The following is a 22,807-nucleotide window of genomic DNA, read 5'->3' on the forward strand; positions in this document are numbered from 1 at the left end:
CCGACCTCGGGTAGCGTCGAGTCATGAAGGCCGTGATCCGGACCCGAAGCCTCCCGGGGCTACCGCTGGGGCTGCTGCTGGCCCTGCTGCTCGCCGCCCTGACCATGGCGTCCCCGGCCGCCGCGGACACCGGCGTCTCGACGATCGGCGACGCCCTGCGCAAGAGCCCGGTCTACGTCGACCCGTCGGCGAACGGCCAGCTGTCCACGGCGGACGCGGATGCCCTGACCAAGCGGATCAAGGACGCCGACAAGCCGGTGTTCGTCGCGGTCCTCCCCGCCGACTACCCGACGGCGGACCTCTTCACCAACCTCCGCACCGCCACCGGCATCACCGGCCTCTACGCGATCCGCCTCGGCGACCGTTTCGACGCCCGCGCCGACTCCCGGGTGCTGTCGAACGCGGCCGTGAAGAACCTGGTCAGCAGCGTCCAGGGCGAGGACGCGAAGACCCAGCTCACCGACTTCACGAACCGCGCGCTCGCCAGCATGGGCGGCTCCGCGCCCGCGTCCTGGGGCGGCTCGTCGGACGGTGGCGGGGGAGTCTCCGGTACGGCGCTGATCGTCGCGGGCGGGGTACTGGTGGCCGGTGGCGCGGGGGCGTACACCCTCGTGCGCCGCGGCCGTCGCCGCCGCGAGGAGGAGCAGCGCGCCGCGCTCGACAAGCTGCGGGTCGTCGTCGACGAGGACATCACGGCCTTCGGCGAGGAACTGGACCGCCTCGAATTCCACCCGGCCGAACCCGGCGCCGACGACGCGATGCGCGCCGACTACGAACGCGCCCTCGATGCCTACGAACAGGCGAAGTCGTACATGGCGGCGGCCACGAAACCCGAGGACGTCCGCTCGGTCACCCAGGCTCTGGAGGACGGCCGTTTCTCGCTCGCCCAACTCGCCGCCCGCCGCGAGGGCCGCCCGCTCCCCGAGCGCCGCGCCCCCTGCTTCTTCGACCCCCGCCACGGCCCCTCGGTCGCCGACGCCACCTGGACCCCGTCCGGCGGCGCACCCCGCGAGGTCCCGGTCTGCGCGGCCGACCAGGCCCGCCTCGCGGACGGCCGGGACCCGATGATCCGCGAGGTCGACACCGACTACGGCCGCCGCCCGTACTGGGACGCCGGCCCGGCCTACGGCCCCTGGGCAGGCGGCTACTTCGGCGGCGGCCTCCTCCCCGGCCTCCTCGTCGGCACGGTCCTCGGCAGCATGATGTCCACCCCGTCCTACGCCTCCGACTACGGCACGGGCTACGGCGACTTCGGCAGCGGCGGCTACGACGGAGGTGACGTCTCCGGCGCGAACTTCGACTCCGACGACTTCGGCGGAGGCTTCGGCGGCGGGGGAGGGGACTTCGGAGGCGGCGGGGACGGCGGCGGTGGAGGGGACTTCGGCGGCGGTTTCTGAAGGAGCGGTAGGGGGCGAGAAAACACGGGCCCGGCGCACATGTGGCATGTGGCGCCGGACCCGCGGAAGAAGGACGTACGTCAGAGCGAAGCCGCCGCCGACGCGATCGCGGAGGCGAACGTGGACACCTCGCTGTACACGCCGGGCGCGTTCGCGCGGGCGCACCCTATGCCCCAGCTGACGATGCCGACCTGGATCCAGGCGTTGGCGCTGTCCCGGCGGAACATCGGACCACCGGAGTCACCCTGACAGGTGTCGACCCCACCGGCCGTGTACCCGGCACAGATCTCGTCACTGGCGACGAGCCCGCTGTACCCGCTGTAGGTCCGGCAGGTGGCGTCACTGACGAACGGCACGGTGGCCTTGCGCAGATACCGCTGCTGGGCCCCGCCCTCACTGGCCGAACCCCACCCGGCGATGGTGAAGGTCCCGGTGTTGTACTGCGTGGTCGTGGCGATCTTCAGCGTCGGCACGGTGGTGATGGGCGAGGCGAGCTTGATGAGCGCCCAGTCCTTGCCGTTGCCGTTGTACCCCGGCGCCCGGTACACGTACGTCGACTTGACCTGGACCCGCCCGGTGGTGGACTGCAGGTCCACCACACCCGCGGTGGCGGTGATGCTGGTGTTGGCGCCGGTCCCGCTCACACAGTGCGCGGCGGTCAGCACGATCTGCGGGGTGTAGAGCGCACCACCACAGCCCATCGAGAGCCGGACCATGAACGGGAACTCGCCCTGCGTGGCGGTGGTTCCGCCGACGACGGGCGTGGGGGCGGCCTGTGCGGCCGAGACGGGCTGAAGGCTGGCGATCGCGAGAGCGGCGGCGCCGACGGCCGCGCATCTCTTGAGGGCGGTGAGGAGCTTCTTCAACGTGATGCCTTCCGTGGGGGTGGCAATGACGCGCACATGTCAATCGAGAGCATCAAAGAAATGCTCAATTTCTGACATGGGCTGGTCAAATCTGTTGATGGATTATGGGAACCCTGTGAACGTCCGCACAAGGGGTGTGTTTCAGCCATCGGTCAGCCGGTCCTCGGCACGACGAGTCCCGTCTCGTAGGCCATCACCACGGCCTGTGTACGATCCCGCAGCCCCAGCTTCGACAGAATGCGACTGACGTGGGTCTTCACGGTCTCCTCGCCGACGTGCAGGCGGGCGGCCAGCTCCGGGTTGGACAGGCCCTGGGCCAGCAGCCGCAGGACGTCGGTCTCGCGTGGGGTGAGGGCGTCAAGTGCGGTGCGCGCGGGGCCGGTTCGGGGCCGTTGGCGGGCGAACTCGGCGATCAGCCGCCGGGTGATCCCGGGTGCGAGCAACGCCTCACCGGCCGCCACGACCCGCACCGCGTCGAAGAGCCGCTCGGCGGTCACGTCCTTGAGCAGGAACCCGCTCGCCCCCGCGGTCAGCGCGTCGTAGACATGCTCGTCGAGGTCGAAGGTGGTCAGCACCAACACCCTTGGTACCTCAGGGCAGTTCTGGAGCCGCGCGGTGGCCTCGATGCCGTCCATGACCGGCATTCGTACGTCCATCAGCACCACGTCCGGTGACTCCTCGCGGCAGACGCGGACCGCCTCGGCGCCGTCGCGGGCCGTGCCGACGACCGTGAAGTCGGCCTGGGTGGCGAGGAGTCCGGCGTATCCGAACCGGACGATCTCGTGGTCGTCGGCGACGACGATACGGATGTTCACGACAGCGCCGCCTCTTCCTCCGGCTTGACGGGAAGCCGCGCCTCGACCAGGAAACCGCCGCCGGGAGCGGGCCCGGTGCGCAGTGTCCCGCCGACCGTCGCGGCACGCTCGCGCATCCCGAGCAGACCGTGACCGGAGAGGGCGGCGGCGGATCCCGGGCCGGTGGACCCCGGGCCGTTGTCACGCACGCGCACCGCCAAGTCCCCGTCCCCGTAACGGAGTTCTACGTCCACGGCGGCACCCGGCGCGTGTCGGCGGGCGTTGGTGAGGGCTTCCTGGACGATCCGGTACGCCGTGACCTCGATGCCGGGGTCGAGCGCGGCGACGGGCCCGCTGACGATGAGGCGGGTGCGGGAGCCGGCCGCGTCGCGTGACTCGTCGACCAGGTCGATGAGTTGGGCGAGGCCGGGCTGGGGGCGGCGTTGGACCCCCGTGTCGGCGTCCTCCCGCAGCACGCCCAACAGCCGCCGCATCTCGGTCAGGGCGGTGCGCGCCGTGTCGCCGATGGCGAGCAGGCGGGTGGCGCCCTCGGCCGGGAGCCCCGGGGTGGTGAGGCGGGCGGTCTCCGCCTGGACGGCGATCATCGAGATGTGATGCGCGACGACATCGTGCAACTCCCGTGCGATACGAGCCCGTTCACCCCGGGCGGCATGTTCGAGGAGGGTGTCCGCGAAGGCCTGTTCCGTCGCGCTGTGCGCCTGTGCCGTGCTGCGTACGTGGTGGGCGATGCCGGTGGCCGCGGCGGCGGAGGCGAGGGTCGCGACGAGGACGGCGACGATCCGGGTCGGTTCTTCCTGACTGCCGAGGGCGATCACGACGTAGGGCAGGACGAGCAGTCCGCCGAGGCGGGTGGCTCCGGCGCGGCCCAGCACGTAGACGCACACCAGTTGGGCCACGACCCCGCCGACGGTGAGGATGCCGAAGGGCACGAGGGACAGCACGCAGGCCGTACTGACGGCGACAGCGGTACCGCTGCGCGCGGGGCCACCGGACCCCAGTACGAGGGCGAGGGGCAGGGTGGAAGCGAGGGTGAGCAGCAGGAGGACGGCGAACCCAGCGCCCAAGTCGGTGCTGCGCAGCAGCATTTCGGAGAGCGCGAGAACACCCAGGACACCAGAGGCGACGAGATTCCCCGGCCCGCTTCTCTCCACAGCCACCCCCTCATTGTGCCGACCCCCGTCCGGCCCGGCGTCCCCCGCGCGAGGGACCTCCCGGGCGTGACGACGCACCGCACCGGCCGCCCTTAGCCTCCCTCACCATGAGCCACGCAACCGGCGCAACCGATGCAACCGAAGCGACCATCGAAGTCCGCGATCTGCGCAAGCGGTTCGGGCGGACGCTCGCGGTCGACGGACTGTCCTTCAGGGTCGAGCCCGGCACGGTGACCGGCTTCGTCGGACCCAACGGGGCGGGGAAGTCCACCACCATGCGCACTGTTCTGGGGCTGGACGCCCCCGACGGAGGACAGGCGTTGATCGGCGGCCGTCCCTACCACGCCCTGCGCACCCCGCTGTTGGAGGTCGGCGCGCTCCTGGACGCCGCCGCCCTGCACCCCAGCCGCCGGGGCCGCGACCACCTCCGCTGGCTGGCCCACTCGCACGGCCTGCCGATGCGTCGCGTGGACGAGGTCCTCGAACAGGTCGGCATGGAGCAGGCGTCCCGGAGACGGGCGGGTGGCTACTCCCTCGGGATGCGCCAACGCCTGGGCATAGCAGCCGCGTTGCTCGGCGACCCACCGGTCCTGCTGCTCGACGAACCGGTCAACGGCCTTGATCCAGAAGGCATCCAGTGGATCCGCACCCTCCTGCGCCACCTGGCCTCGGAGGGCCGCGCGATCCTCGTCTCCAGCCACCTGATGAGCGAACTCGAAGACACCGCCGACCATTTGGTCGTCATCGGCCGGGGCCGCCTGATCGCCGACACGGCGGTGGCCGACCTCCTTACGGCGGCCTCCGGCGACCGGGTACGGCTGCGCACGAGCAGTCGTACAGAAGCGATGGAACTGCTGGCGAGGGAGGGCGGCACGGTCGCCGTCATCGACCGGGACACCCTCACGGTCACTGGCCTGCCCGCCGAACGGATCGTGGAGCTGCTCGCCGCGTCCCGCGTCCCCTTCGCCGAAGTGGGCGCGCATAGGGCGACATTGGAGGAGGCGTATATGGAACTCACCCGGAACGCGGTCGAGTTCACGTCCACGTCCACGCCCGCCTCGGACGCGGACGAGGTGACCCGATGACGACTCCCACGAAAACCGTCCCGCCGTACCGCTCGGCCCTCCACCCCACCCGGGCCGGCTTCGGCCGTCTGCTGCGCGCGGAGTGGACGAAGTTCTGGACGGTCAGGGCCTGGCTGCTGGTGCTGGCGGTGGCGGCCGTGGTCACGGTCGTGATCTCCCAGATGGGCGCGAGCGGCTCCACCACCGGCGGCGGCCCTCCGGTCGTCCTCGGCCCGGGCGGCGAGGTGGTCAACGACTCCTTCCGCTTCACCCACCGCACGCTGACCGGCGACGGCACGATCACGGCGCGGGTCACCGGCCTGAAGGACGCCTCCGGCAAGGGACTTGGGCCCTGGACGAAGGCCGGGATCATGGTCAAGTCGAGCCTGAAGCAGGGCTCGCCGTACGTGGCGGTGATGGCGACGCCCGCCCACGGCGTCCGTATGCAGTGGAACTTCACCCACGACACGGCGGGCCCGAGCAGCGACCTGGCGAAGGCGCCGCAGTGGCTCAGGCTGAAAAGGCTGGGGGGAAAACTAACCGGCTATGCGTCGGTAGACGGTGAGAAATGGACCCCGCTTGGGGAGGTGGGAGTTGGTGGGGGGCTGCGGGGGACGGTTCAGGTGGGGCTGTTCCTGGCGGCTCCCGTCCACGAGATCGTGCACCGCTCCTTCGGCGGTACGAGCGAGGTGGCGGGCAGCGGCCAGGCCACCGGCACCTTCGACCGTCTCACCTTCCAGGGCAAGTCGACGGACAGCGGCTGGACGGCCACGGACATCGGCGCCCCGACTGCGGACGGCCCGAACAGCCGACCGGGTACGACGACGGTGACCGCGACCGGCACCTACACCCTCACCGGCCAGGGAGACATCGCCCCCGACGAGAACAGCCCCGACACGGTCCAGATGAGCTTCCAGGGAGTCTTCATGGGCCTCCTCTTCATGGTCGCCCTGGGCACGCTCTTCGTGACGACCGAATACAAACGGGGCCTGATCCGTACGACGTTCACGGCGACCCCGTCCCGCCTGAAGGTGCTGGCGGCGAAGACGACGGTGATAGCGGCGATCACCTTCACAACAGGCCTGCTGGCTACGGCAATCGGCTTCACCCTGGCCCAGAAGACCCTGCGCTCGAACGGCTTCAAGCCCCCGGAGTTCCCCGACCTCTCCCTCCTGGAGAACCCGGCCCTGAGGGCGGTGGTGGGCAGCGCGGTACTCCTGTCCCTGGTGGCGGTCCTGGCGCTGGCCGTAGGGGTGGTCCTGCGCAACAGCGCCGGCGCGATCGCCACGGTGGTGGTCCTGGTGATCCTCCCGCAGATCCTGTCCTTCGCCCTCCCGCTCCCCGTCGCGCAATGGCTCCTACGGGTCACACCGGCGGCAGCCTTCGCCGTCCAGCAGGGCGTGACGTACTACCCCCAGGTCCAGCACAACTGCCTCCCGGAGAGCGGCTGTTACCCCCTGTCCCCGTACAACGGCCTGGCGGTCCTGGTGGCGTACGCGGCGGCGGCGCTCCTGCTGGCGGCCTGGACGGTAAGGAGGCGGGACGCGTGAGGTGGCGAGGTTCTCTGCACGCTCTCCATGCCGAGTGGACCAAGCTCCGCACGCTGCCCAGTACTTGGTGGCTCCTGGCGGCAACGGTCGCCCTGACGGCGGCGATGGGCGCGGCGGCGGCCTCGTCGCTCACGACCCGCGTATGCCCGACACCGACGGCCTGCCACGAGGACACGGTCAAACTGGCGCTCACCGGCGTCCAGTTGAGCCAGGCGGTGTGCCTGGTCCTGGGCGCGCTGTCGATCGGCGCGGAGTACGGCACGGGCACGATCCGCACGACGCTGACGGCGATGCCGGGGAGATGGCGGGTGCTCGCGTCGAAGGCGGTGACCTTGTCACTGCTGACGTCGGCTGCGGGGGTGCTGGCGGTGCTGTCCGCCCTGGGCCTGGCCCGCCTGATCTTTCCGGCCCCGCCGCCGGTGGACGGCGCGATGTTCCGCGCGGCGGGCGGCTCGATCCTGATCCTCGTCCTGGTGACGCTCCTGGGCCTGTCCCTGGCGACCCTGCTCCGCGACACGGGCGGCGCGATCACCCTGGGCCTGGGCGTTCTCTATGTCGTCCCGGTCCTGTCCCACGTCATCAACTCCCCGACCTGGCAACACCATTTGCAACGCTGGGCCCCCATGCCGGCGGGCCTGTCCATCCAGGCGACGAAGAACCTGACGGGGTTGGCGATCGGTCCGTGGGCGGGGCTGGGGGTGCTGGCGGCGTATGCGGTGGGGCTGTTGGTGGTGGGGGGAGCGGCGTTCAGGGTGCGGGATGCGTGACCCGGCTCAGGAACTCTGTCCAAGTGCTGGGTGAGACGGTGAGGATGTCGCCGGCGGGGACCTTGGAGTCACGGATGTGGATGGCGGCGGGGTGGGCGGCGACTTCGAGGCAGTTGCCGCCTTCGCTGCTGCTGTAGCTGGACTTGAACCAGGCCAGGTCGCCAGAGCGGTCGTGCTGCCGTGCTGCGGTGTTCATTGCTCTCCTAGCAGTCGCTCCAGGAGGCGCATGCTCTCGGAGGGAGAAAGCGCCTGTGACCGCAGCATTCCATATTTCAGGTGGTAGTTACTCACCTCTTCCGGGTCCTCGACGAGGAAGCTGGCGCGCTGAACTTCCAGGTAGGCGAGGCGCTCGTGGTGCGGGGTCTCCAGCAGTACCAGGGGACCGCCGAGGGACGCGTGGGGCATCCGGTCCATCGGCATGATCTGCACACCCATGTGCACGGGTTCGTTGGCCGCGATCAACTTGCGGATCTGGTCCCGCATGACCTCCGGGCCGCCGACGTTCCGCCGCAGGACGCTCTCCTCGATGATGAAGTGGCCCACCGGAGGCCGATCGCGCGTCCAGATCTCCTGCCGTTGCATCCGGTTGGCCACCCACTGGTCGGCCGTCTCGTCCTCGACCGCTGGATGCCGAGACTCGAAGACGCAGCGGGCGTACGCCTCGGTCTGAAGCAGACCGGGCACGACCATGTTCTCGTACGACAGGATGGCGATGGCCTCCTGCTCGTTGTCGACGAGCCCTTGTGCGAACGAGGGCATCCGCTCCTGCACCGGCAACTTGTCGACGAGGGCGAACAACGCCCCACCGGTGTGCAGCAGTTCATCGAACTCCATGGCCCGACGGTCCTGCAGCGCAAGCCGCCCTTGCTCGATGGACCTGATGGTGTCAACGTGCAGGTTCGCGGTCTCCGCGAACTGCTCCTGTGTGAACCCGGCCTGCCTCCGGTAATGGGCGACCAGCCCTCCGACCGCCTGCCAAGTACCGACCTTCTTGGGCCTCTTCGCCGATTGCATGCGTGTCCCTTTCCCCCGCGCACACCCGAAGTCGTCGTAGTGAGGTCGTAGAGAAAACAAATACGACCTCACTCACTGCCCCACGATAGTGACGGTTTGTGACAGTGGTCCCATGAACGAACAACTCCACCAAAGCCACACCCGCGAGGCCTTCTACCGACGCGACCGCAGATCAGTAGCCCTGGCCCGCGAGTTCACTCGGAACACCCTCGCGGACTGGGAGATCACCGACCGGGCCGACGAAGTGCTGCTCTGCGTAAGCGAGTTGGCAACAAACGCGATCCTCCACGGCGTACCACCCGGCCGGGGCCTCGCCCTCCGCCTCTGCGTCCACCTCGACGGAGTCCTCCGTGTAGAGGTCCACGACAGCGGCACCGGCCCACGCCGCGAGGTCAGGACCCAGTACCGGGATCTCCACGCGGAGGGCGGCCGCGGCCTGATGCTGGTCTCCATGCTTGCGGACAAGTGGGGGGTGGGGGAGCGGGCGCCAGGGAAGGTGGTGTGGTGTGAGTTTGCGGTGGGTCATGGGTGAGTGTTCGGGAGCTCGGTGATGTTGGGATCGTCGCCGAACTTCCGGTACAGATCCAGCGCTTGGCGCCTGACTGATTGTGCATCCTTGGTGCGGTCGAGCTGGAGAAGCGCGGCGCGTATGTTGGCCCGGGCCGAGGTCTCTCCAAGACGGTCGCGGAAAAAGACGTACCAGTTCAATGCCCGGATGTGGGCTCCGAGTGCCTCGTCATGCAACCCCAACTTCCTCCAGGTCCGCCCCAGGTTGTTCCAGATGTTGGCCCGGCGGTGCCAGTCGCCGGATTCGGCGCAGAGCCCCAGAGCATGGACGAAGGCGGTGACGGCTTCCTCATGTCGGCCCAGCTTAAAAAGGATGGTGCCAAGACCGTCACGGGCCGCTATCTCGCCTCTCTTGTCGCCGAGTTCCACGTGGACGGCCAGGGCTTCTTCGAAGGCGTCTTGTGCCTCTTCCATGCGACCCGCCGAACCTAGGGCAGCGCCGAGATTCACGCGTGCATTGGATGCGTGCCGGACCAGACCCGCCTTGGCGGCGATCCGCGCGCTGCGGGTGTGGGCGTCGATCGCGTCGTCGTACCGCCTGAGTGCCACCAGCGTGATTCCGATGTGGTCCCATGCCATGGTCTGTACCTCGGCGTCGCCGGAGTCCTCGGACAACCGCAGGGCTCGGCGGTGGGCGGTCTCGGCCTCCTCGAACCGACGCAGAAGGAACAGGGCTAGGCCGTGAGCATCCGACGTCCTGGCCTCGGCCCAGGAGTCGTGGACTCGGCAGGCGGCCTCATACGCGGCCTTTGTCACGGTGGCCCAGTCGTCGAAGGCACGGCGAAGTAAGAGGTAGCTATCCAGGTACAGGGCGATCAGTAGAGAGTCGGGCCGTCCCTTGTCATCGCCGTCGGTCCAGTGGCAGATCTCCAGCAGTCCAGTACGCTCGGAATCGAGCCATGCCACGGCACGTTCGCGTGTGTTGAAGTAATTCTGGGGTTCCTCTTCAGCGATCCCCTCGACGTGAGTCTTGGCGGATGCGAGCAGTTTGACGTAGAACTTCAGCAACCTCCTCCGGGCCTGGGCTACATCCTCATGCACCCCGGGATCCTCGACGGCGACGAGCCGGGCGTAGACTCGTACGAGGTCATGCATCACCCAGCGCCCACCGCCCGGGAGCGGCGTGAGGAGCGAGACTGCTGCCAGTTCGTCAAGGAATGGTTCCAGGCGCTCCCGCTCCAGCCAGGTCAGGGTGCCCGCGACCTTGAGCTCGATACTGTCCCCCGGTGCCTGCCCCAACAGCCGGAAAACCCGGGCGAGTTCAGGTTCCATCCGCGCATACATCACGTCGAACACGGGCCGCAGACTCAGTTCCTTGCCGTACTGATCAACCCCCTTCGCTCGCAACGCCTGTACCCGATCCTCGGCCACCCGCAACTCACCGACCAGCGTGGAAACCGGCCGCTGCCGACGCCGCCGTAGCAACGCCGAGACGATCAGCAGGGCAAGCGGCAAGTGCCCGCACAGCTCGGCGAGTTGTCGTACAGCCTCCGGCTCATCCGTAACCCGACGGTCCCCGGGTTCGTACTGCCGTAGCGACCGGTCGATCAGGTCCCGCGACGCGTCCGGCGTCAGCCCGTCCACCCTGAACTGCCGTACCGGAAGCGAGTCCTGGACCTCCCGGGACGTCACGAGAACCCGATGCCCGCCGCCCTCTCCCGGCAACAGGGGAGCGATCTGGGCAGGATCGGACGCGTTGTCCAGAACGATCAACACCGGTTCACGGGAACTCAGTTCGGCCCGATACCGCGCGTACTGCTCATCAGCCGTAGGCGGCAGATCCGCATCCCCCACCCCCAGCGCCCGCAACAACGCCAGCACCGCCTGATCCGCAGTCACCGGAACGTCGTCGTACCCCCGCAGATCGACGAACAACGCACCCCCGGCGAACCACCCCCGCCCCCGCGCCGCATGCGCAACACACAACGCCAGCGCGGTCTTTCCGACCCCACCCAACCCCGAGACGGCGGAAATGACGACGGACTCGGAACCACCACCGACCCCCGGATCAAGGGCACCCAACAACTCGGCCACCTCGTCCTCACGCCCGGTGAAGACGGCGGGCGCGGCAGGCAGCGCCGACAACGCGGTGGGGGAGGGGGCCGCACGCGAGGACTCCGACTTCCCCGTCACGGGCCCGTAGAACGTACTGCCCCGCATGTCGATGTGATCCCCGTCGCCCACTGGCCCCGCCCACCACTCGTCCCCACGCAGCACCGCCCACTGCTGCACCCATCCATAGTGCCCGCAGAAAGGTCGGAGCCGTCGGCGTTGCAGCCGCCGTGACCGAGATCCCAGATCCTCGTTAAGGGAAGCGTATTTCCGGGAAACGTACTTCCCTAAGATTCTGCCTGGAGGCGCTCATGCCCGGCCCCTACTCCCGCCCTCTTCTCAACCTCCCGAAACCTCCAGACATGTTCGCCCGCGACTGGGAATGGAGCGAACTCACCGCCTTCGCGGCCGACGAGGGGCCGGAGGCCACCATGGCCGTGGTGTCCGGGCGGCGCCGGCAAGGCAAGTCCTTTCTGCTCGACTCCCTCGCCCGGGCCGCCGGAGGGTTCTACTTCTGTGCGTACGAGGCGACGGAGGCGGAGTCGCTGCGCCGCTTCGGTGAGGAACTCGGCCAGTACACCGGCAGCATCGCCCCCATGCGCTTCGACCGCTGGGAACAGGCCGTCGACGCACTGCTCGCCCTTGGCAAGGACCGACCTGTCCCCGTGGTCATCGACGAGTTCCCGTACCTCGCCAGGGCCACGCCCTCTCTTCCCTCCATCGTGCAGGTCGCCTACGGCCCCCGCCGCCCCGAACGGCTGGAGTCCCGCACCCGCCTCCTCCTCTGCGGCAGTTCCCTGTCCTTCATGGGCAAGCTGCTCAGCGGCACTTCGCCCCTGCGGGGCCGCGCCGGTCTCGAACTCGTCGTACAGCCACTGGACTTCCGGCAGGCGGCGGAGTTCTGGGGCATCGAAGAAGACCCCCGGCTCGCACTCCTCGTGCACAGCGTCGTGGGCGGAACTCCCGCCTACCGAAGGGAGTTCGTACGTGACGACGTCCCGGCCGGCCTGGACGACTTCGATGCCTGGGTCTGCCGTACCGCGCTCTCGCCCCGCTCTCCGCTCTACCGCGAGGCCCGCTACCTCCTGGCCGACGAATCCGACCTCCGGGACCGGGCCTTGTACCACTCCGTGCTCGCGGCCCTCGCCTCCGGCAACGCCACGGCGGGCCGGATCGCCGGTTGCCTGGAGCGGCCCACCAGCGACATCACCCACCCCCTCACGGTCCTTCAGGACTGCGGACTCGTCCGCAAGGAGACTGACGCCTTCCGCCGAAACCGGAGTGTCTACCGCGTCGGCGAACCGCTGATCGCCTTCGACCACGCCATCTCCCGGCCCAAACTCCCTTTGCTGGACAGAGGGTTGGCGGATCAGGTCTGGGCGAGTTCCCGGCCCCGGTTCCTTTCCGGCGTCGTAGGACCGCACTTCGAGCAGATCTGCCGCGAGTGGGTCGCCCACTTCGCCGCTCCCGAGACCTTCGGCGGCATGCCGATCGACGTCTCGTACGGGACCGTTCCGGACCAGGCGGAGCGCACCGCCCACGAGATCGACGTGGTCGTACGAGGCGCGGTGGGCCAGGACAACGGCGTACTGCTATCCCTTGGCGAGGCCAAGTGGGATCAGGTGATGGGCGTGGGACATCTGGAGCGGTTGCGTCATGCTGCCGCGTTGCTTGCTGGACGTGGAGTCGACACGTCGGCCGTCCGACCCGCCTGCTACAGCGGCGCCGGATTCACCGACGAACTGCGAGCCGCGGAGGACCGGGGAGAGGTCGTACTGGTGGACCTGGAGCGTCTGTACCGGGGTGAGTGAAACGCCGCTCGCCCAGAGCCGACGCCAGGAGCCAGGACAGGCCGACGGACGACTGAGATGTCAGTGGTGCGTCCTAGGGTCAACAGACACAGGCAGGGCGTCTGTTGGTTGCTGAAAGGGGCGGCACGTGGGGGACGGCATCCAGTGGCTGGTGGGCGAAACGTCGAGCTCCGGGTGGATGCTGGACGTCCACTTCGCCCGCGGCATCGGCGCCGAGGAACTGGCCCTCCGCCTCGGCGCACCGCCCGGGGCAAGGGCGGAACCGATGACCGACCTCGAGGTGGCTTATCTCGACGTCGACGCCTACCCCGACCGCAGGCCGGGCAGCGCCGTGGTCCGCGTCGGCGAGGACGCCGGCTGGGCGTTCGCCATCACCTACGGCCCCTACCTCGACCGGCTGGGGGAGGTATCGCGGGACGGCGTGGAAGCCGTCTATTACCACCACAACTCGGAGCACCCGCCCACCATCGTCATGTACGCGCGCGACGGCCGCACCGTCTGCGGATTCGGGCTCTGCGAGGAGAGCCGCCGCTACGGGCACGAACCCGACCTACTCCTGCCCGACTTCGTGGCCGCCGGAATCCTGCACTCGGACGGAGAGACCTACCGTGATCCCGACATCGATGACTTCGAAGAACGCGAGCGCCTCGGCCTGGCCGTCCTGGAGGAACGCTTCGGTCTCTCCCTGCCCCGCTCCGCACTCGCCGAGGACCCCCTCCCGGTGTACGCGGTCATGGGCTCACCTGCCCCCGACTTCGAAGAGATCTCCGCGTGGGCCGCGGCCAAGGGCAGACCCCTGCCCGACACCCACCCACGCCTGGTCCCGGCCGGCCTGCGCAAGGAGTACGAAAGGAGTACGAACGGTGCATGAACTGACCCGCCCCCAAGCCCGCCGCATCGCCGTCCAGGCCCAACTCCTCGACGCCGACCGACCCACCGAACTCCATGCGGTCGTACGCCAGTTGACGCTCCTCCAGATCGACCCCACGGCCGCGATCGCGCCCAACGCCGACCTGGTCGCCTGGAGTCGCCTGGGTTCGTCGTACGCGCGGGAAGACCTCACCGCCGCGCTCGCGAACCGCAGCCTCCTCGAACTCCGCGCGATGATCCGCCCGAGCGAGGACCTGGCGCTGTACCGCGCCGACATGGCCGTATGGGAGAAGAAATCGAAGCACTACCGGGAGTGGGTCGCCGCCAACGACGCCTGCCGTCGCGACATCCTCGACCGGCTCGACGGTCAAGGGCCGCTCACCTCAAGGGAGTTGCCCGACACCTGCGCGGTGCCGTGGCAGTCGTCCGGCTGGACGCACAACCGCAACGTCAGCCAGCTCCTGGAGCTGATGGTGTTGCGGGGGGAAGTCGCCATCGCGGGGCGCGCGGGACGGGAGCGGTTGTGGGACCTGGCCGCACGTGTCTACCCGGACGAACCCGCCGTACCACTCGACGAAGCGCGCAGGCTCCGCGACGAACGACGGCTGCGCGCTCTCGGTATCGCCCGCGCCACCGGCACCGCCCTCCCGGTCGAACCCGCCGTCGTCGGCGCGGTCGGCGAACCGGCCGTCGTAGAAGGGGTGAAGGGGCAGTGGCGCGTCGATCCGACGTACCTGAAAAGGGAGTTCACCGGGCGGGCGGCACTGCTGTCGCCCTTCGACCGGCTGATTCACGACCGGAAGCGCACCACCGAACTCTTCGGCTACGACTACCAGTTGGAGATGTACAAACCGGCCGAGAAGCGCCGCTGGGGTTACTTCGCCCTGCCGATCCTCTACGGCGACCAGCTCGTCGGGAAGCTCGACGCCGTCGCGGACCGCAAGGCCGGCGTGCTCCTGGTGAACGCCGTCCATCAGGACGTGGAGTTCAGCAGGAGCATCGCCGATGCCGTGGAGGCCGAGATCGAGGATCTCGCGGTCTGGCTCGGCCTCAGGCGTTCTTGAACCTCGACCTCAGGCGCTCTTGATCGCCGAGATGTCGAAGTTCAGCTTGATCTTCTCGGAGACGAGGACGCCACCGGTCTCCAGCGCGGCGTTCCAGGTGAGGCCGAAGTCGGAGCGCAGGATCTCGGCCTTGCCCTCGAAGCCGACGCGCTCGTTGCCGAACGGGTCCTTCGCCGCGCCGTTGAACTCCAGGTCGATGGTGAGCGGCTTGGTGGTGCCGAGGATCTCCAGGTCACCGGTGATGCGGTAGTCGTCGCCGCCGAGGGCTTCGGCCGAGGTGGAGCGGAAGGTCATCGTCGGGAACTCGTCCGTCTTGAAGAAGTCCGCGCTCTTGAGGTGACCGTCACGGTCCGGGGAACCGGTGTCGATGCTGTCCATCTTGACGTCGAGGGACGCGGTCGACTTGGCCGGGTCCGAGCCGTCCAGGTGCAGCGTGCCGGTGAAGTCGAGGAACTTGCCCTTGACGTTGGTGACCATCGCGTGCCGGGCGGTGAAGCCGAGCGTGGTGTGCGACGGGTCGATGGTGTAGTCGCCGGTCAGCGCGGCCAGGTCGGGGTTGACGGCGGTGGGTGCCGAGGTGGTGGCGTCGGTCTCGTCGCTCTTGCGGCCGAAGATGCCCATGACGTGCTCCTAAAGGGGACGGGAGTGGTGCGGGGGGTTGTGCGGGGTGGTGCAAAGTGGTGCAGGGATGAATCTGTTGAACGTTCAACGATGCCAACACGAAGGACCGTAGACCTATTCCATTCAATTTTCAACATCATCCGCAGCGCGTTGCTCCAACTACTACGAGTACGCCCTCCCGGCGGCCCCGGCAACGCGGGAGCCGCCTCGTGAACCACTCGGGAATCGCTCGTGAATCACTCCAGGGATGGCATCCGCCGCACATGAATGTGAGGTGGCTCTCAGCTGACGCCTTTGTGTGACTCCTACAACGGGTAAGCCCCTTGAGCAGTCGGAACGGCTGCATGGCGCCGAGGTTCTGTTCAGGGGTACCAGGAAAACGGGCCGGAGACTGTGCAGAGTCAACGGCGCCCTTTCCTTGGTGTCCTTCGTAGGGTCAGTACATGACCGTTTTGGATGAGGCGCCGGGTGAGCCGACGGACGCGCGCGGGCGAGTGGCCGAGCTGCACGAGATCCGTGCGCAGGCACTGGCCGGCCCGAGCGAGAAGGCGACCGAGGCGCAGCACGCCAAGGGGAAGCTGACCGGCCGGGAGCGCATCGACCTGCTCCTCGACCCCGGATCCTTCCGTGAGGTCGAGCAGTTGCGCCGGCACCGCGCCGTGGGCTTCGGTCTGGAGGCGAAGAAGCCGTACACCGACGGTGTCATCACCGGCTGGGGCACGGTCGAGGGCCGCACGGTCTTCGTCTACGCGCACGACTTCCGGATCTTCGGCGGCGCGCTGGGCGAGGCCCACGCCACGAAGATCCACAAGATCATGGACATGGCCATCGCGGCCGGTGCGCCGCTGGTGTCGTTGAACGACGGCGCGGGCGCCCGTATCCAGGAGGGCGTCTCCGCGCTCGCCGGTTACGGCGGCATCTTCCAGCGCAACACCAAGGCGTCCGGCGTCATCCCGCAGATCAGCGTGATGCTCGGCCCGTGCGCGGGCGGTGCGGCGTACAGCCCCGCCCTCACGGACTTTGTCTTCATGGTCCGCGAGACTTCGCAGATGTTCATCACCGGCCCGGACGTGGTCAAGGCGGTGACGGGCGAGGAGATCACCCAGAACGGCCTGGGCGGCGCGGACGTGCACGCCGAGACGAGCGGCGTCTGCCACTTCGCCTACGACGACGAGGAGACCTGCCTCGCCGAGGTGCGCTACCTCCTGTCGATGCTCCCGCAGAACAACCGCGAGAACCCGCCCCGCGCGGAGTCGAGCGACGAGGCCGACCGCCGCTCGGACATCCTGCTCGACCTGGTCCCGGCCGACGGCAACCGGCCGTACGACATGACCAAGGTCATCGAGGAGATCGTCGACGACGGCGACTACCTGGAGGTCCACGAGCGCTGGGCCCGCAACATCATCTGCGCGCTCGCCCGCCTGGATGGCCGGGTCGTCGGCATCGTCGCCAACCAGCCGCAGACCCTCGCGGGCGTCCTGGACATCGAGGCCAGCGAAAAAGCTGCGCGCTTTGTCCAGATGTGTGACGCTTTTAACATTCCGATCGTTACGTTCCTGGACGTTCCGGGATTCCTTCCCGGCGTGGACCAGGAGCACGGCGGAATCATCCGGCACGGAGCGAAGCTGCTCTACGCGTACTGCAACGCCACCGTGCCGAGGATTTCGCTCATCCTGCGCAAGGCGTACGGAGGTGCCTACATCGTCATGGACAGCCAGTCCATCGGCGCCGACCTCACCTACGCCTGGCCCACCAACGAGATCGCCGTGATGGGCGCCGAAGGTGCCGCCAACGTCATCTTCCGCCGCCAGATCGCCGACGCCGAGGACCCCGAGGCGATGCGGACGCGCATGGTCAAGGAGTACAAGTCCGAGCTGATGCACCCGTATTACGCGGCTGAGCGCGGACTCGTCGACGACGTCATCGACCCCGCCGAGACCCGCGAAGTACTCATCAGCTCCCTCGCGATGCTGCACACCAAGCACGCGGACCTGCCCTCGCGCAAGCACGGCAACCCCCCGCAGTAACCCAGCGGACCCTCCGCGCTACCCGTGCGGAAACCTCAGCCACGGAGACTGAACCTATGAGCACCCCTGACATTCGCGTCGAGAAGGGCCACGCCGAGCCCGAGGAAGTCGCCGCCATCACGGCGATCCTGCTGGCTCGCGCGGCGGCCGCGCCTGCCGAGGCTCCGGCTCACCGTCCGTTGCCCAAGGCCGGCTGGCGTCGGCTTGAGCGCGAGGGTGGCTTCCGCGCCCCGCACAGCTGGCACTGAGGCTTTTAGCGCGTTCACGGCGGCCCCACTCTTCTTCGGGAGGGTGGGGCCGTTGGCGTTGGCGGGTCAGCCGATGGAGAGGTTCTTGACCGGAAGGTCGAGGGTGGTGATGGGGGTGCCGTCGGGAAACCGGCAGGACCTGATGTGCAGCGAGTGGAGGGAACTGAGGTCGCGGTAGGCACCGGAGTCCCCGGGCACGACGCAGTCATACAGCATGAGTGTCCGCAATTCGGCCGGAAGGGGTTCACGGGCTGTCAGCCACTCCAGCAAGTGCAGGTCGCTGAGGCTGAGGTCATGGAGCCCGGGGATGGCGGAGACACTGCTCAGGCCACGCGGCGTACATGTGCTCGTGGCCGACAGAAGAAGGCTTCTGACATTGGGGAAGTAGCGCAAAGCGGTCAGTTCGCTGGTCTCGCTCAGCTCATAGAGGCTCAGCCAGGACGTCATCAACCCAAGACGCAGGCTGTCGAGGTCGGTCGTGCCCCCGTGGCCGAGCCCAAGGTAGACGAGGTTCCGCAAGTTCTCCACGGATTCGAGCCCGTGCAGCTTTCCGCGCCCCAAGACTGAGAACAACTGCAGCTGTGGGTGAGCCGTCAGCACTGAGAGGTCTCCGGAGCCATCGAGGTTCTCGACCGCCAGACTCGTCACGGGAGGGAGCTGGTCCACGGCCGCGAGCGTCGGGAGCGGGTATTGGATCGACAGCTCCGTGATGGACTTCAACCGAGTCGCCGCACGCCACTGCTGGGAGTGCGTGAGACTCACGAGGTGTCTCTCCAACGGCAGCCCGGCCAGTACCTGCTCGCCGTAGGCGTCCGCGTGGAAGTACGCCCAGGCCTCGACGATTTCCTGGACGACGGGGCGGCGCCGATCCTCGGCGTACGCAACCATCAACGCCAGTGCCTCCTCACCGCCGACCATCGCTACAGTCCGTACGGTCTGTACCGCGGCCTTCTCCGTCAACTCACCCAGCGAACGCGGTAACCGCCGCAACAGGCTCGGCCCCACCGCCGCCAGAGCCGGCGGGTCCGTCTGCCGACGAGCCGGAAGCAGTGCCGACATAGCCCTGTCCAGCCGCCCCGCCAACCCGTCCGGGACCGACGGCAGCGTCTCCTGGCATGAAGCCGCGAGCAGCCGCAGCGCCCGTGCGTGCCGGGGCTCCGCCTCCGCCCGGTCGAGGATGCCGTCCAACAGCTCCCGACACTGCAGGGTGGTGGCGTGCCCAGCGACCATGATGATCGTCTCGCGCCACAGGTCCAGGTGGGCCCGCCCGACCAGGTTGCCGATCCGGTCCTCCTTCGAGGCCTCGTCGGCGGCCAGGTACTCCTGGAAGGTCCGGTGGACGAAGTCGAGGCGGCCCTCGACCGGGGAGCGGAGGATGCCGGACCGGTCCCGCAGCTGTTCGAGGACCCGGTGACCGTCCTGTACCTCTAGGTGCCGCATCGCCGAGAGCTTGGAGGCGACATGGACGGCGGCCTGGTCTAAGGCAATCTCGCTGCGGTTGTTGTCCGACAGGCGCCAGGCAAGATCCCGTAGCACCACCAGCTTGTCACCGAGACTCAGCTTGCTGCCCTGCGCGCTCGGCACGTTCCGGTCGGCGTCGCGTTCGTGGACCAGAGTATGGAGCGCGTTGCGGTACAACTCCATGCGGTCACGGGGGAGTTGGCTGCCCCTGTTCAGGTGCATCGCACAGAGCATGGCGGCCAGCAACGGCGTCCCCGCCAGGGACTGGAGATGCGCACGATCCTTGAGGCTGTTCAAGAGAGATTGCTCGTAGCGCGGCAACTCGTCGACACCGCACGGAAGTTCGTCCCCCAAATCCCGGACCGCCTCGTGCCACTGCCGTACGAACGCGGCCAGGTCCGGCGGGGTCATCCGGTCCAGGTGTAGGGCTGTGAAGTCCTCCCGGCGCAGCCAGTCCGCCCCGGCGGCGGTCGGACGCGAGGTCACGACCACCCGTATGCCGCCGTACGCCCCTAGCAGCTTGCGCAGCCAGTCACGCACCGACCGCCGTTCCGAGCCGAGTAGCTCGTCCACTCCATCCACCAGCAACAGGACCTTGTTGTCCCGCAGTTGGCGTTCCACCCACCCCCTGGGCATGATCCCGGTGATGTTCCCGGCGACACCGTCCAGCAACTCCTCGGGCCGCTTGGGGAGTTGACGGCCGCTGTACTCACGGAGCTTCACGAAGACCGGCGTCAGACCGTTCCAGTCGGCGAGTTCAGCGGTGAAGGCGCCCCTCGCCGCCGTGATCGCCAGCCAGCGCAGCAGCGTGGTCTTGCCGGAGCCCGCCTCGCCGCGCAGGAGCACCCTGGACGCCCCGCCGAGCGCCGACTCCACCCGCATCCCGGAACTCTCCGTCCCGGACTCCTCCCAGCCGCTCAGATCCGGCCTGAGCGGCAGCGCGCGGACGGCGGCGCGGCGGCGGGTCCCGTCGTCCCCGGTGGCGCGCAGGCTGACGTAGGCCACCGACAGCCGTACCTGCGCGGCGGCGCGGTCGGACGTGCGGCGGAACAGTTCCACCTCGTCGAGGCTGTTGCTGACCAACTCCATGTACCAGCGGCGGAATTCCTGGTCCTGGTCGGTGCCGTCCGGGGCGAACAGAGAGCGGTCGGGGAGGCGTTCGAGGACGCGGGTGACTCCGTCGCTCAAGGAGCTGGTGCGGGTCAGGAGTTCGGTCAGCGTCCGTTCCTCGAAGACCGGCAGGGTCCGCACGATGCTGATGTAGTACTCGCAGCACTCGCTGAAGAGGAGTTCATACAGCCGTGTCTCGGGCTCGCTCAGGCCGACCGGTGCGCTCACCGATGCCGTGATGCGGCGGATCAGTTCGGCGGGTTGCGCATCCGCCGCCAGGATCGCCTCGTCGGACAGGTCGGCGCGCGCGAACGTGTCGCACACCCCGTTGAGTGCCGCTTCCCGGCCGCTCTCGTCCAGCCCGCGGAACTCCTGGGCCAGGAACGGCTCCAGCCGCGCGGCCACCGTGTCGGCCATCTCCTCGAACTGCCGCTGGACGCTGCGCGATTGGCGCAGGCCCGGCACCCGTCGTCGTATGAGATCGTCCATCGGCAGCCGGCGCTCCTGCTCCTGCCGCTTGCCCCCCAGCCAGGTCTGCGCCGCCGCCTTCACCACGGTCGTCCCCAGACGTAGTGCAGCCGCCTCCGCGCTCATCGCGCCCCCCTTGCCGAACCGAAGAGCGTTCATTGTGGCAGGGGGTACGACAAAGGGGCCTACTCCAGCCGGAGTTGGCCCCTCGACGTCGTCGTGATGCCGCGTGCTACCGCAGCCGCGCCATCAACGCATGCTCCACCAACGTAATAAGCGCCGACTTCGCATCCGCCCGATGCCGCGCGTCCGTCGTGATGATCGGAGTGTCCGGGCCGATCTGCAGCGCCTCGCGGACCTCGTCCGGGTTGTACGGCTGCTGGCCGTCGAAGCCGTTGAGGGCGATGACGAAGGGGAGACCCGAGTTCTCGAAGTAGTCGACCGCGGGGAAGCAGTCGGCGAGACGGCGGGTGTCCACGAGCACGATCGCGCCGATCGCGCCGCGTACCAGGTCGTCCCACATGAACCAGAAGCGGTCCTGACCGGGTGTACCGAAGAGGTACAGGATCAGGTCCTGGTCCAGGGTGATACGGCCGAAGTCCATGGCGACCGTTGTGGTCGTCTTGTCTCCGGTGTGGGTGAGGTCGTCGATGCCCGCGGACGCGGACGTCATCACAGCCTCGGTACGCAGCGGGTTGATCTCCGAGACGGCCCCGACGAACGTGGTCTTGCCCACGCCGAAGCCACCCGCCACCACGATCTTCGCCGAGGTGGTGGAGCGGGAAGGCCCTCCGCTAGAGCTTGCGAAGTCCACTGAGCACCCTTTCGAGCAGTGTCACATCTGGCTGGCCGCCGGCGTTCTCGTCGCCGCCGGGTTGATGAATGGCGACCAGGCCCGCCTCCGCCAAGTCGGCGACGAGAATCCTGGCCACACCGAGAGGGATCGTCAGGAGGGCCGAGATCTCGGCCACCGACTTGATCTCCCGGCAGAGGTTGCAGATCCGCTGATGCTCGGGCAACTGGCCCTGCATCTGGTGCGGTTGTGCGGTGGTGTGCACCAGCGCCTCGATGGCGAGCTGGTAGCGGGGGCGCGTCCGGCCGCCGGTCATGGCGTACGGACGCACCAGGGGATTGCTCGTCGACCCCGCGGGCGCCGACTCGGGAGAGCGTCGATGGGGCTGCACAGGCTGGATACGCGGCGCCGGCGGCTGGTCGTACGGCGAAGGGCCGGGGCCCTGCGGGTACGGCTGCTGGCGGCGCGGGGACGGCGAGGAGGGGAAGTTGTACCGGTTCTGGGAACCGTCGCCCTGCCCCTGGCCGGGGCCGTACGACCAGTTGCCCGAAGACGAACCGCCTGGGGGTGTTGCCACTTTTCTCCTCCTCCGACTGTGCCGGGCACCCATCAATGTGGAGCCGCGTCCCGAAACCTTATGGCCTCAGGACGCCAAAACGCACCGTCCATCTGTTAGTTGAGAAGACTCCCCTGGAGCTCTGCTCGAAGGTCCGGGGTCAGGACCGTGCCGGCCCGGTCCACCAGAAGGGCCATCTCGTACCCAATGAGGCCGATGTCCGCCTCGGGGTGCGCGAGAACCGCGAGCGAGGAACCGTCGGATACGGACATGAGGAAGAGGAATCCCCGCTCCATCTCCACAACCGTCTGGTTCACGGCGCCGCCCTCGAAGATGCGGGAGGCACCCGCGGTCAGCGAGGTCAGGCCCGACGCGACGGCCGCCAACTGGTCGGCACGGTCGCGCGGGAAGCCGTCGGACATCGCCAGAAGGAGTCCGTCGGCGGAGACCACCACTGTGTGGGACACACCGGGGGTGTTGTCCACGAAGTTGGTGATCAACCAGTTCAGGTTCTGCGCCGCCTGGCTCATCGGGC

21 protein-coding genes are annotated in these 22,807 nt (G+C 68.5%); 10 read left to right on the forward strand and 11 right to left on the reverse strand.

All coding sequences use genetic code 11. The features are described from left to right. The first annotated feature begins 23 nt into the window (after positions 1–23). Positions 24–1,397, forward strand: a complete 1,374-nt coding sequence (locus OG588_RS35465; protein ID WP_405950807.1) for a hypothetical protein — start codon at positions 24–26, stop codon at positions 1,395–1,397. A gap of 80 nt (positions 1,398–1,477) precedes the next feature. On the opposite strand, the gene OG588_RS35470 is transcribed toward OG588_RS35465, so the two are convergent. The 3 genes from OG588_RS35470 to OG588_RS35480 form a co-directional block, all read right to left on the reverse strand. Beyond that, a complete protein-coding gene (locus tag OG588_RS35470; RefSeq protein WP_405953290.1) occupies positions 1,478–2,263 on the reverse strand; it encodes a S1 family peptidase in 786 nt (261 codons plus the stop codon). A gap of 152 nt (positions 2,264–2,415) precedes the next feature. Then, positions 2,416–3,078 carry a response regulator gene (locus OG588_RS35475; protein ID WP_405950808.1) on the reverse strand — a complete coding sequence of 221 codons (663 nt, stop codon included), beginning with the start codon at positions 3,076–3,078 and terminating at the stop codon, positions 2,416–2,418. After that, on the reverse strand, positions 3,075–4,229 hold the full coding sequence (locus tag OG588_RS35480; RefSeq protein WP_405953291.1) for a sensor histidine kinase: 1,155 nt from the start codon (positions 4,227–4,229) through the stop codon (positions 3,075–3,077). The genes OG588_RS35475 and OG588_RS35480 overlap by 4 nt, the downstream gene beginning before the upstream one ends. A 107-nt stretch (positions 4,230–4,336) precedes the next feature. On the opposite strand from OG588_RS35480, the gene OG588_RS35485 reads away from it, so the two are divergent. From OG588_RS35485 to OG588_RS35495, 3 genes are read left to right on the forward strand one after another with little or no spacing between them, the layout of a single operon-like run. Continuing rightward, positions 4,337–5,314 (forward strand): ABC transporter ATP-binding protein, encoded by a 978-nt coding sequence (locus tag OG588_RS35485; protein WP_405950809.1) that lies wholly within the window; start codon positions 4,337–4,339, stop codon positions 5,312–5,314. Further along, complete coding sequence (locus tag OG588_RS35490; protein WP_405950810.1) at positions 5,311–6,843, forward strand: hypothetical protein; 1,533 nt, start codon at positions 5,311–5,313, stop codon at positions 6,841–6,843. Before OG588_RS35485 ends, OG588_RS35490 begins: the two co-directional genes overlap by 4 nt. Continuing rightward, a complete protein-coding gene (locus tag OG588_RS35495) occupies positions 6,840–7,610 on the forward strand; it encodes an ABC transporter permease (RefSeq protein WP_405950811.1) in 771 nt (256 codons plus the stop codon). The genes OG588_RS35490 and OG588_RS35495 overlap by 4 nt, the downstream gene beginning before the upstream one ends. Here the strand turns inward: OG588_RS35495 and OG588_RS35500 are convergent. Both OG588_RS35500 and OG588_RS35505 read right to left on the reverse strand, forming a co-directional pair. Then, positions 7,591–7,806: a DUF397 domain-containing protein gene (locus OG588_RS35500; protein WP_405950812.1), complete on the reverse strand. Its 216-nt coding sequence runs from the start codon at positions 7,804–7,806 to the stop codon at positions 7,591–7,593. The two genes, OG588_RS35495 and OG588_RS35500, sit on opposite strands and share 20 nt — an antisense overlap. Beyond that, the gene (locus tag OG588_RS35505) at positions 7,803–8,624 is read right to left on the reverse strand and encodes a helix-turn-helix domain-containing protein (RefSeq protein ID WP_405950813.1); all 822 of its coding nucleotides are present in this window, start codon (positions 8,622–8,624) and stop codon (positions 7,803–7,805) included. The genes OG588_RS35500 and OG588_RS35505 overlap by 4 nt, the downstream gene beginning before the upstream one ends. Positions 8,625–8,736: 112 nt before the next feature. On the opposite strand from OG588_RS35505, the gene OG588_RS35510 reads away from it, so the two are divergent. Next, entirely contained in the window at positions 8,737–9,156 is a 420-nt protein-coding gene (locus tag OG588_RS35510) for an ATP-binding protein (RefSeq protein ID WP_405950814.1), read from the forward strand. Here OG588_RS35510 and OG588_RS35515 read toward each other — a convergent pair. Beyond that, the gene (locus OG588_RS35515) at positions 9,147–11,423 is read right to left on the reverse strand and encodes a tetratricopeptide repeat protein (RefSeq protein WP_405950815.1); all 2,277 of its coding nucleotides are present in this window, start codon (positions 11,421–11,423) and stop codon (positions 9,147–9,149) included. The two genes, OG588_RS35510 and OG588_RS35515, sit on opposite strands and share 10 nt — an antisense overlap. Before the next feature lie 182 nt (positions 11,424–11,605). Here OG588_RS35515 and OG588_RS35520 point away from each other — a divergent pair, with 182 nt between their 5' ends. The 3 genes from OG588_RS35520 (at position 11,606) to OG588_RS35530 (ending at position 14,988) form a co-directional block, all read left to right on the forward strand. Beyond that, positions 11,606–13,054, forward strand: a complete 1,449-nt coding sequence (locus tag OG588_RS35520; RefSeq protein WP_405950816.1) for an ATP-binding protein — start codon at positions 11,606–11,608, stop codon at positions 13,052–13,054. A 127-nt stretch (positions 13,055–13,181) separates the two neighbouring features. Then, on the forward strand, positions 13,182–13,925 hold the full coding sequence (locus OG588_RS35525; protein WP_405950817.1) for a DUF6461 domain-containing protein: 744 nt from the start codon (positions 13,182–13,184) through the stop codon (positions 13,923–13,925). Then, positions 13,918–14,988, forward strand: coding sequence for a DNA glycosylase AlkZ-like family protein (locus OG588_RS35530; protein ID WP_405950818.1), 1,071 nt, complete (start codon positions 13,918–13,920; stop codon positions 14,986–14,988). Before OG588_RS35525 ends, OG588_RS35530 begins: the two co-directional genes overlap by 8 nt. Positions 14,989–14,997: 9 nt before the next feature. Here the strand turns inward: OG588_RS35530 and OG588_RS35535 are convergent, their stop codons facing one another. Continuing rightward, positions 14,998–15,609: a YceI family protein gene (locus OG588_RS35535; RefSeq protein ID WP_405950819.1), complete on the reverse strand. Its 612-nt coding sequence runs from the start codon at positions 15,607–15,609 to the stop codon at positions 14,998–15,000. Between the two features lie 443 nt (positions 15,610–16,052). Here OG588_RS35535 and OG588_RS35540 point away from each other — a divergent pair, with 443 nt between their 5' ends. Then, positions 16,053–17,636, forward strand: coding sequence for an acyl-CoA carboxylase subunit beta (locus tag OG588_RS35540; RefSeq protein WP_405950820.1), 1,584 nt, complete (start codon positions 16,053–16,055; stop codon positions 17,634–17,636). Between the two features lie 56 nt (positions 17,637–17,692). Further along, on the forward strand, positions 17,693–17,884 hold the full coding sequence (locus OG588_RS35545; protein ID WP_078652542.1) for an acyl-CoA carboxylase subunit epsilon: 192 nt from the start codon (positions 17,693–17,695) through the stop codon (positions 17,882–17,884). A 66-nt stretch (positions 17,885–17,950) separates the two neighbouring features. Here OG588_RS35545 and OG588_RS35550 read toward each other — a convergent pair whose 3' ends face one another. The 4 genes from OG588_RS35550 to OG588_RS35565 all read right to left on the reverse strand — a co-directional run bounded on the left by OG588_RS35550 (position 17,951) and on the right by OG588_RS35565 (position 22,802). Beyond that, a complete protein-coding gene (locus OG588_RS35550; RefSeq protein ID WP_405950821.1) occupies positions 17,951–21,082 on the reverse strand; it encodes an NACHT domain-containing protein in 3,132 nt (1,043 codons plus the stop codon). Between the two features lie 73 nt (positions 21,083–21,155). Further along, on the reverse strand, positions 21,156–21,737 hold the full coding sequence (locus OG588_RS35555; protein ID WP_009314218.1) for an ATP/GTP-binding protein: 582 nt from the start codon (positions 21,735–21,737) through the stop codon (positions 21,156–21,158). Beyond that, on the reverse strand, positions 21,718–22,293 hold the full coding sequence (locus tag OG588_RS35560) for a DUF742 domain-containing protein (protein ID WP_026150694.1): 576 nt from the start codon (positions 22,291–22,293) through the stop codon (positions 21,718–21,720). The genes OG588_RS35555 and OG588_RS35560 overlap by 20 nt, the downstream gene beginning before the upstream one ends. 95 nt (positions 22,294–22,388) lie before the next feature. Further along, entirely contained in the window at positions 22,389–22,802 is a 414-nt protein-coding gene (locus OG588_RS35565) for a roadblock/LC7 domain-containing protein (RefSeq protein WP_019058640.1), read from the reverse strand. Between the last annotated feature and the right edge of the window lie 5 nt (positions 22,803–22,807).

This window comes from Streptomyces prunicolor (assembly GCF_045162825.1).
Lineage (GTDB): Bacteria > Actinomycetota > Actinomycetes > Streptomycetales > Streptomycetaceae > Streptomyces > Streptomyces prunicolor.